The following is an 8,281-nucleotide window of genomic DNA, read 5'->3' on the forward strand; positions in this document are numbered from 1 at the left end:
GCCAATACGGCGTGAGCGGATTGCCGCACATGCTGATGATCGACAAGCAGGGCAAGGTGGCGTTCACCCATGTCGGCTATTCGGAGAAGATGCTTCCGCAGATTGTCGACGAGATCAATGAGCTGCTTGAGGAGTGAGCAAGAGGAGGTCGCTGGGAAAGCGGAATGTTGTAGGAGCAGGCTTCAGCCGCGACGCTCTCCTTCACGTGCCGCCAAGAAGCATCGCGGCTGAAGCCTGCTCCTACAAGAAGCTGCAAATGCATGTGAATTTCAGTCAGGCGAAGCCTTGCGGAATTTCCTCGACTGCCGGGCCATCCCGCGCAGCACCATGCCATCGGGCATCAGCTTCACCAGAGTCTTGATCATCCGGTTGATGCGTCCGTTGATGTAAACCGCGTCGCCGCGCTCGACGGCATCGAGGCCCTGGCGGACCACGGTTTCGGCATCCATCCACATCCAGTCCGGCAGCTTCGACATCATTGATCGTGAGCCGGTGACATCGTGGAATTCCGAGTAGGTGAATCCAGGGCACAGGGCGCAGGTATGAATGCCCTTGTGGCCGTATTCCAGGCTCAGGGACTGGGAAAACTTGATCAGGTAGGACTTGGCTGCGGCATAAAGCGTCTGCCCGGCGGATCCCGGGACATGCCCTGCAAGCGAAGCGACATTGATGATGCGCCCGTGGCCACGCTCGAGCATGGCCGGCATCAGCCGATGGCAGAGCTCGGTCGGTGCAGTCATCAGGACCTGGATGAAGTCGGCCTGAGTCTTCCAGGGCTGGCTGAGGAAATAGCCAGTGACGCCGTAGCCGGCGTTGTTGACGAGCATGTCGATGCTGATTCCGCGCTGCTCTATCTGATCCACCAGCAGGCGTGGTGATTCGGGATCGGCCAGGTCGCAAGCAATGACTTCCGCCTTGATGCCGTGTGCGGCAGTCAGTTCATCAGCCAATGCCTGCATGCGATCGACGCGACGTGCTGTCAGCACCAGATCATGGCCGCTAGCGGCCAGTTCGCGCGCGAATGCAGCGCCAATGCCTGCCGAAGCGCCTGTGATCAGGGCGTAGCCTTTGATTGGGTTCATGTACTCATGCCAGCTGTATCTGGATTGCCAAGGGTAGCCGCATCAGAGCGGGAGTAGGGAATGGGGAGTGGGGAATTGAAAGCGTTTGCAGCTTTCCGAGTGCAATTGGTACAGAAAACCAGCTCGACCTTGGCTTCACGGCCTTTCCCATTCCCCATTCCCCATTAACTCGCCGCTTCCTGCGGCTCGCGCTCCGGGCCAGCTTCGCTGTTCGTTCCGATATCCTGTCCCCACAGCCTCATTCCCGCTCGAACATTTGCCGCCAGAGCGTCCCGCCGGTATCCTGCGCGCCCCTCAGGCTGGCAAGGTCCAGACATGCGCCGCAGACTCGTCGCCGGAAACTGGAAGATGCATGGTTCACGCGCCGCTTCGGCCGAATTGGTCGCGAGCGTGTCCCAATCCGTGCCCAAGGGCGTGGATGTCGCTGTGATGCCTCCGTTTCCGTACTTGTCCGAGCTGATGGCCGCCAATGCCGGAAAGGCCCTGGCGTTCGGCGCGCAGGACCTTAGCGAACACGCAGAGGGCGCTTATACCGGGGAAGTGGCCGGTGGGATGCTCCGCGAGCTGGGTTGCGAATACGTACTGGTCGGTCACTCCGAGCGGCGTCAATATCACGCCGAGACCAACGAGGTGGTGGCGCGGAAATTTGTCGCGGCACAGGCTGCCGGCCTGATTCCCGTCCTTTGTGTCGGCGAGTTGCTCGAGCACCGGGAGGCCGGCGAAACCGAGGTCATCGTGGCGGCTCAGCTGGCTGCAGTGCTGGATTTGGCCGGCATATCCGCTTTCTCGCATGCCGTGGTCGCCTATGAGCCTGTCTGGGCCATCGGAACCGGCAAGACAGCCACGCCAGGCCAGGCGCAGGAAGTTCATGCGTTCATGCGTGACAAATTCGCGGAACAGGATGCTAGAATAGCGAGCTCGCTGCGTCTCCTGTACGGGGGCAGCGTAAAGGCCGCCAATGCTGCCGAACTGTTCGCCGAGCCCGATATCGATGGCGGGCTTATTGGCGGCGCTTCGTTGGTGGCGGCCGATTTCATTGCTATTTGCGCGGCTGCAGCTGTTGCCGCAAACCAGGATTCCTGATTTACATGCTCTCGATCATTGCCCAAGTTTTCTATGTGCTGATTGCCGTTGCGATGATCGCGCTGATCCTCATGCAGCGCGGCGCCGGTGCCGACGCAGGCTCCGGATTCGGCGGTGGTGCTTCCTCGACTGTTTTCGGTGCGCGTGGCTCGGCAAACTTCTTGTCGCGCAGCACGGCGGTCCTGGCCGGTTTGTTCTTCCTGCTCAGCCTCGGCATGGGCATGTATCACAGTCGTCCGGCCCTTGACGGGGCCAGTACGGATGATCTGGGCGTGATGGCAGGCGTCGCACCGGAAGCTCCCGAGCCGACTGCTGGCGATGTGCCAGCGGCCGTTCAGGCGAGTCCGGCGTCGACCGACGTGCCAGCACCTGCGCCTGCGCAAACCACGGATACGCCGGCTCCTGAAGCCGTCCTGCCCGCGGAACCGCAGCCTGATACAGCGGGGAAGGACGGAGATTGATAGCGTTGCCCAGGTGGCGGAATTGGTAGACGCACTACCTTGAGGTGGTAGCGGCGAGAGCTGTGGGGGTTCGAGTCCCCCCTTGGGCACCAACATCAATAACAACCGTCGTTGCCGCACACTGCGGCAACCGCTGATGCGTCAGGCGACGCGGAGGTGCATGTGCTAGTCGAGTATTTCCCGGTCCTGCTGTTTCTCGTTGTGGCCACTGGAATCGGTATTGCATTGCTGATTCTCGGCAATCTGCTTGGGCCCAAAAAGGCCACGGCGGAGAAACTGGCTCCGTACGAATGCGGTTTCGAAGCATTCGAGGACGCGCGCATGAAGTTCGATGTGCGCTACTACCTCATCGCCATCCTGTTCATCATTTTTGATCTGGAAATCGCATTCGTGATTCCATGGGCCATCGTGTTCGATGAACTCGGTCTCTTTGGTCTGGCCGAAATGGGCATGTTCATCGGTCTGCTGGTGCTCGGATTCATCTACGTCTGGAAGAAGGGAGCCCTCGAATGGGAATGAGTGACTCCATCGCGCGGGTCATGCACAACCCGGCCCCAGGGGGTCCGGTTGACGACATCCTGCGCCCCGGTGATGACAATCCCTTGCTCGATCGCGGTTTCGTCACGGCAAGAATGGATGAGCTGGTCAACTGGGCACGCACGGGTTCCATGTGGCCGATGACGTTTGGCCTGGCCTGTTGCGCGGTCGAGATGATGCATGCGGGTGCGGCTCGCCTCGACCTGGACAGGAATGGCGTCATCTTCCGACCGTCGCCGCGCCAGTCCGACGTGATGATCGTGGCCGGCACGCTGGTCAACAAGATGGCACCGGCCCTGCGCAAGGTCTATGACCAGATGCCCGAGCCCAAATGGGTCATTTCGATGGGCTCCTGCGCCAATGGCGGCGGCTACTATCACTATTCCTATGCAGTCGTGCGCGGCTGTGATCGCATCGTCCCGGTCGACATCTATGTTCCAGGATGCCCGCCAACGGCCGAAGCGCTGATCCACGGCATTCTGCAGCTGCAGAAGAAGATCCGCCGCACCAACACCATTGCACGCTGAGGATGGCATGAGCGAACCCGCATCCCTGGCCCGTCATCTCGAAGTTAAACTGGGCCACAAGATCGTCAATACCAGTGCCTCCCTTGGCGAGACGACAATCGAGGTATTGCCGGAAAACTGGCTCAGCGTGGCGCGCAGCCTGCGCGACGAGCCGGAACTGGATTTCGACCTGTGTGTCGATGTCAGCGGTGTCGACTACCTGAGCTTCGGCCAGACCGAATGGGATACCACTGACGTGTCGTCGGAAGGGTTCTCGCGTGGTGTCGAGGGCAAGGGCGCAGGGCGCTTCAACTGGGCCGAGCGGCCGCGTATCACCGATATTCCGCGTCGCTTTGCCGTTGTCTTGCACCTGTTGTCGCTGGAAAACAACCACCGGCTGCGCGTGCGTGCATTCTGCGAGGACGATGATCTTCCCGCGTTGCCCTCACTCGTGGATATCTGGCCAGGAACGAACTGGTTCGAACGCGAAGCGTTTGATCTCTACGGCATCGTCTTCGAGGGGCATCCGGACTTGCGCCGCATCCTCACTGACTACGGCTTCGTAGGCCACGCGTTCCGCAAGGATTTTCCGCTCATCGGCAATGTCGAGGTCCGCTACGACCCGGACAAGAAGCGCGTTGTCTACGAGCCGGTCTCCATCGAGCCGCGTGTTCTCGTTCCACGCACTATCCGCGACGACTCGCGCTATGAGCAGGCCAACGCCGAGCGCGAGGCCGGAGCCAAGTAATGGAAGAGATTCGCAACTACACGATGAACTTCGGCCCTCAGCATCCGGCCGCACATGGCGTGCTGCGACTGGTGCTGGAAATGGACGGCGAGACAGTCGTACGTGCAGATCCGCATATCGGGCTGCTCCATCGCGGCACCGAAAAGCTGGCCGAGTCGAAACCCTATAACCAGTCGATCGGTTACATGGATCGACTCGACTACGTTTCGATGATGTGCAATGAGCACGCCTACGTGCGTGCGATCGAGAACCTGCTGCAGATTGAAGTGCCCGAGCGCGCGCAGTGGATCCGCACGATGTTCGACGAGATCACGCGCATCCTGAATCACCTGATGTGGATCGGCTCGAACGGGCTCGATCTCGGTGCGATGGCGGTGTTCCTGTATGCGTTCCGCGAGCGTGAAGAGCTCATGGATTGCTACGAGGCAGTCTCCGGCGCACGCATGCACGCGACCTATTATCGACCGGGCGGCGTCTACCGCGACCTTCCGGTGCAGATGCCGAAATACAAGGAATCACGCTGGCACAAGGGCAATGACCTCAAGCGCTTCAATCAGTGGCGCGAAGGTTCGATGCTCGATTATCTGGAAGCGTTCTGCGCGGATTTCCCGAGCAAGGTCGATGAATACGAAGAATTGTTGACCGGAAACCGCATCTGGAAGCAGCGTACGGTCGACATCGGCGTGATTTCGCCCGAGATGGCCAAGGCCTGGGGCATGACCGGTCCGATGTTGCGAGGCTCGGGTATTGCGTGGGACCTGCGCAAGAAGCAACCGTACGCGAAGTACGCCGAGGTCGATTTCGACATCCCCGTGGGCGTCAATGGCGATTGCTACGATCGCTATCTCGTGCGCGTCGAGGAAATGCGCCAATCCAACCGCATCATTCAACAGTGCGTGGCCTGGTTGAGGGCGAATCCCGGCCCGGTGATCGTGCAGAACTACAAGGTCGCACCGCCGAAACGCGAAGAGATGAAGGACGACATGGAAGCCCTCATTCATCACTTCAAGCTGTTCACTGAAGGCTATTGCGTCCCGGCTGGCGAAACCTACGCTGCAGTCGAGGCGCCCAAGGGCGAGTTCGGTTGCTACCTGATCTCCGATGGCGCAAACAAGCCATTCCGCTGCAAGTTGCGCGCACCCGGATTCGCCCATCTATCCTCGATGGACACTGTCGTGCGCGGCCACATGCTCGCCGACGTCGTCGCGATGATTGGTACATACGATGTGGTGTTCGGGGAGATAGACAGGTGATGCCGGGATTCGGGATTCGATATTCGGGATTCGCAAGAGCCGGTTCGCGGCAGACGGTGGCTTTGCGCTCGATTTCGACCCTCTACCGTTATTTCGCTGCTAACCCGCTGTTCCGAATCACCAATCCCGAATCCCGAATCCCGGCACTCCAACCATGAAACCGACCGGTACCTACAACGAGATCAAGGACGTCGATCCGTTGGCGTCATTGACGCCAGAGACGCGTGAACATATCGATGCGTGGGTGGCCAAGTTTCCGCCTGATCGCAAGCGTTCCGCGCTGATCCAGGGCTTGTTCGTTACCCAGGAGCAAAACGGGGGCTTCCTGACTGACGAGTTGATCGTTGCGGTTGCTCGCTATCTTGATCTTCCCCAGGTGTGGGCTTTCGAAGTTGCCAGTTTCTATTCGATGTTCGAAACCAAACCGGTCGGACGCAACAACGTTGCGATCTGCACGAATATCTCCTGCTGGCTCAATGGCGCCGAGGATCTCGTGCGACATTGCGAAAAGAAGCTAGGTACCAGACTCGGCGAGAGCACGGAGGACGGTCGCATCTACCTCAAGCGTGAAGAGGAATGCCTGGCTGCCTGCTGCGGCGCGCCCATGATGGTGGTCAACGGTCACTATCACGAAAACCTGAACATCGAAAAGATCGACTCGATTCTCGACAAGCTCAAATGATTTTGTAGGGAGCGGCTTCAGTCGCAATGCTCCTGGATCAAGTTCAAGAGCGCTCGGCAACCAACTGCTTCAGAAACCGGACAAGACGAAGAGACCGTAATGGCATTCGGACCCGCACCAAAAGATCACCAGGTCGTCTACACCACGCTGCATTTCAATCAGCCGTGGACGCTGGACAATTACCTCAAGGTCGATGGCTATCAGGCGTGGAAGAAAATCCTCGCCGAGAAGACCGATCCAGCAACGATCATCGACGAACTCAAGAACAGTTCGCTGCGTGGCCGTGGTGGTGCAGGATTTCCGACCGGTCTCAAATGGTCGTTCATGCCGCGTAATGCGCCGGGGCAGAAATACATCCTGTGCAATTCGGATGAGTCCGAACCGGGTACCTGCAAGGATCGAGACATCCTGCGATTCAATCCGCATTCGGTGGTCGAAGGACTGGCGATTGCCTGCTACGCAACCGGATCCTCGGTCGCTTACAACTATCTGCGTGGCGAGTTCCATCACGAGCCGTTCGAGCATTTCGAGATGGCGGTGAAGGCCGCCTACGAGGCAGGCTTGCTGGGCAAGAACATTGGCGGCTCAGGCATTGATGTCGACATCCATACCGCACTCGGGGCCGGTGCCTACATCTGCGGCGAAGAAACCGCGATGATGGAGTCGCTGGAAGGCAAGAAGGGCCAGCCTCGATTCAAGCCGCCGTTTCCGGCGAACTTCGGCCTCTACGGAAAACCGACCACAATCAACAACACCGAGACTTATGCCTCGGTGCCCGCCATCCTGCGCAAGGGCGCGGACTGGTTCCTCAATGTCGGCAAGCCGAACAACGGTGGTCCGAAGATCTTCTCGGTCTCCGGACACGTCGCCAAGCCTGGCAACTACGAAATCCCGCTGGGCACCTCGTTCGCCGACCTACTCGAAATGGCCGGCGGCATGCGCCATGGCGCGAAGCTGAAGGCAGTCATCCCTGGCGGCTCGTCGATGCCGGTCCTGCCGGGCGAAACGATGATGGCCATCACGATGGACTATGACGCGATCCAGAAGGCCGGATCGGGTCTCGGTTCGGGCGCAGTCATCGTCATGGATGAGAGCACTTGCATGGTTCGCGCCTGTCAGCGCATTGCGCGTTTCTACTACGCCGAATCCTGCGGCCAGTGCACGCCGTGCCGCGAAGGTACCGGCTGGATGTACCGGATGCTGACTCGCATCATCGAAGGCAAGGCACAGATCGGCGACCTCGATACATTGAAGGCAGCTGCTGGTCAGATCGAAGGCCACACCATCTGCGCCTTCGGTGAAGCTGCAGCCTGGCCAGTGCAGGGATTCCTTCGCCACTACTGGCACGAGTTCGAGTACTTCATTGAGAACGGCAGGTCGATGGTTGAGGCTTCGATGGAGGCTGCAGCATGATGCCGTTCGCCGTGCTCACGACCTGGGATTCGGGATTCGGGATTCGGGATGAAAAAGCCCCAATGCCCACGCACTTCCGAATCTCGAATCCCAAATCCCCAATCTCGGCTCCGCAAGGAGCCACCCCATGAGCGCCCAGCCGATCACTCCAGACGTACCTCCGGATCACGTCACCATCGAGATTGATGGCAAGCAGGCGTTTGCGCCGAAGGGGTCGATGATCATCCAGGCAGCTGATCGCCTTGGGATCTCGATTCCGCGTTTTTGCTATCACGAGAAACTGGCGATCGCAGCCAATTGCCGCATGTGCATGGTCGAGGTCGAGATGGGTGGCCGGCCGATGCCCAAGCCGCAGCCGGCTTGTGCGACGCCTGTGGCCGACGGAATGAAAATTCAAACCCAGTCACAGCGAGCGCTTTCGGCGCAGCGCAACGTGATGGAGTTCCTGCTGATCAATCATCAGCTGGATTGCCCGATTTGCGACCAGGGCGGCGAATGCGAGTTGCAGGATCTTTC

Annotated in this window: 10 protein-coding genes and 1 tRNA gene; 10 read left to right on the forward strand and 1 reads right to left on the reverse strand. The window is 59.5% G+C overall.

All coding sequences use genetic code 11. The annotated features are described in order from the left end of the window. Positions 1-269 precede the first annotated feature (269 nt). Positions 270-1,082 (reverse strand): SDR family NAD(P)-dependent oxidoreductase, encoded by an 813-nt coding sequence (locus WBP53_RS14655; RefSeq protein WP_423930208.1) that lies wholly within the window; start codon positions 1,080-1,082, stop codon positions 270-272. A 315-nt stretch (positions 1,083-1,397) separates the two neighbouring features. Between WBP53_RS14655 and tpiA the strand changes: the two genes are divergently transcribed. The 10 genes from tpiA to WBP53_RS14705 form a co-directional block, all read left to right on the forward strand. Continuing rightward, positions 1,398-2,165 carry a triose-phosphate isomerase gene (tpiA, locus tag WBP53_RS14660; protein WP_423930210.1) on the forward strand — a complete coding sequence of 256 codons (768 nt, stop codon included), beginning with the start codon at positions 1,398-1,400 and terminating at the stop codon, positions 2,163-2,165. Positions 2,166-2,170: 5 nt separating this feature from the next. After that, positions 2,171-2,626, forward strand: coding sequence for a preprotein translocase subunit SecG (secG, locus tag WBP53_RS14665; protein ID WP_423930212.1), 456 nt, complete (start codon positions 2,171-2,173; stop codon positions 2,624-2,626). 7 nt (positions 2,627-2,633) lie between these two features. Beyond that, positions 2,634-2,718 (forward strand) — tRNA-Leu (locus tag WBP53_RS14670). A 70-nt stretch (positions 2,719-2,788) separates the two neighbouring features. Further along, positions 2,789-3,145 carry an NADH-quinone oxidoreductase subunit A gene (locus WBP53_RS14675; protein WP_423930226.1) on the forward strand — a complete coding sequence of 119 codons (357 nt, stop codon included), beginning with the start codon at positions 2,789-2,791 and terminating at the stop codon, positions 3,143-3,145. Further along, the gene (locus tag WBP53_RS14680; RefSeq protein ID WP_423930214.1) at positions 3,136-3,690 is read left to right on the forward strand and encodes a NuoB/complex I 20 kDa subunit family protein; all 555 of its coding nucleotides are present in this window, start codon (positions 3,136-3,138) and stop codon (positions 3,688-3,690) included. Before WBP53_RS14675 ends, WBP53_RS14680 begins: the two co-directional genes overlap by 10 nt. Before the next feature lie 7 nt (positions 3,691-3,697). Continuing rightward, the gene (locus tag WBP53_RS14685) at positions 3,698-4,417 is read left to right on the forward strand and encodes an NADH-quinone oxidoreductase subunit C (RefSeq protein ID WP_423930216.1); all 720 of its coding nucleotides are present in this window, start codon (positions 3,698-3,700) and stop codon (positions 4,415-4,417) included. Then, entirely contained in the window at positions 4,417-5,670 is a 1,254-nt protein-coding gene (locus WBP53_RS14690; protein WP_423930218.1) for an NADH-quinone oxidoreductase subunit D, read from the forward strand. Before WBP53_RS14685 ends, WBP53_RS14690 begins: the two co-directional genes overlap by 1 nt. A gap of 154 nt (positions 5,671-5,824) precedes the next feature. Beyond that, a complete protein-coding gene (nuoE, locus tag WBP53_RS14695) occupies positions 5,825-6,352 on the forward strand; it encodes an NADH-quinone oxidoreductase subunit NuoE (protein ID WP_423930220.1) in 528 nt (175 codons plus the stop codon). 99 nt (positions 6,353-6,451) lie between these two features. Further along, positions 6,452-7,765 (forward strand): NADH-quinone oxidoreductase subunit NuoF, encoded by a 1,314-nt coding sequence (nuoF, locus tag WBP53_RS14700; protein ID WP_423930222.1) that lies wholly within the window; start codon positions 6,452-6,454, stop codon positions 7,763-7,765. 127 nt (positions 7,766-7,892) lie between these two features. Continuing rightward, positions 7,893-8,281, forward strand: a 389-nt coding sequence (locus WBP53_RS14705; protein WP_423930224.1) for a 2Fe-2S iron-sulfur cluster-binding protein, incomplete at its 3' end; no start/stop codon positions are given.

It is taken from the genome of Dokdonella sp., assembly GCF_049593775.1.
GTDB lineage: Bacteria > Pseudomonadota > Gammaproteobacteria > Xanthomonadales > Rhodanobacteraceae > Dokdonella.

Bases quoted from the DNA above. Each gene is read 5' to 3' on its own strand.
- WBP53_RS14655 (WP_423930208.1), bottom strand. From the start codon at position 1,082: ATGAACCCAATCAAAGGCTACGCCCTGATCACAGGCGCTTCGGCAGGC.
- tpiA (WP_423930210.1), top strand. From the start codon at position 1,398: ATGCGCCGCAGACTCGTCGCCGGAAACTGGAAGATGCATGGTTCACGC.
- secG (WP_423930212.1), top strand. From the start codon at position 2,171: ATGCTCTCGATCATTGCCCAAGTTTTCTATGTGCTGATTGCCGTTGCG.
- WBP53_RS14680 (WP_423930214.1), top strand. From the start codon at position 3,136: ATGGGAATGAGTGACTCCATCGCGCGGGTCATGCACAACCCGGCCCCA.
- WBP53_RS14685 (WP_423930216.1), top strand. From the start codon at position 3,698: ATGAGCGAACCCGCATCCCTGGCCCGTCATCTCGAAGTTAAACTGGGC.
- WBP53_RS14690 (WP_423930218.1), top strand. From the start codon at position 4,417: ATGGAAGAGATTCGCAACTACACGATGAACTTCGGCCCTCAGCATCCG.
- nuoE (WP_423930220.1), top strand. From the start codon at position 5,825: ATGAAACCGACCGGTACCTACAACGAGATCAAGGACGTCGATCCGTTG.
- nuoF (WP_423930222.1), top strand. From the start codon at position 6,452: ATGGCATTCGGACCCGCACCAAAAGATCACCAGGTCGTCTACACCACG.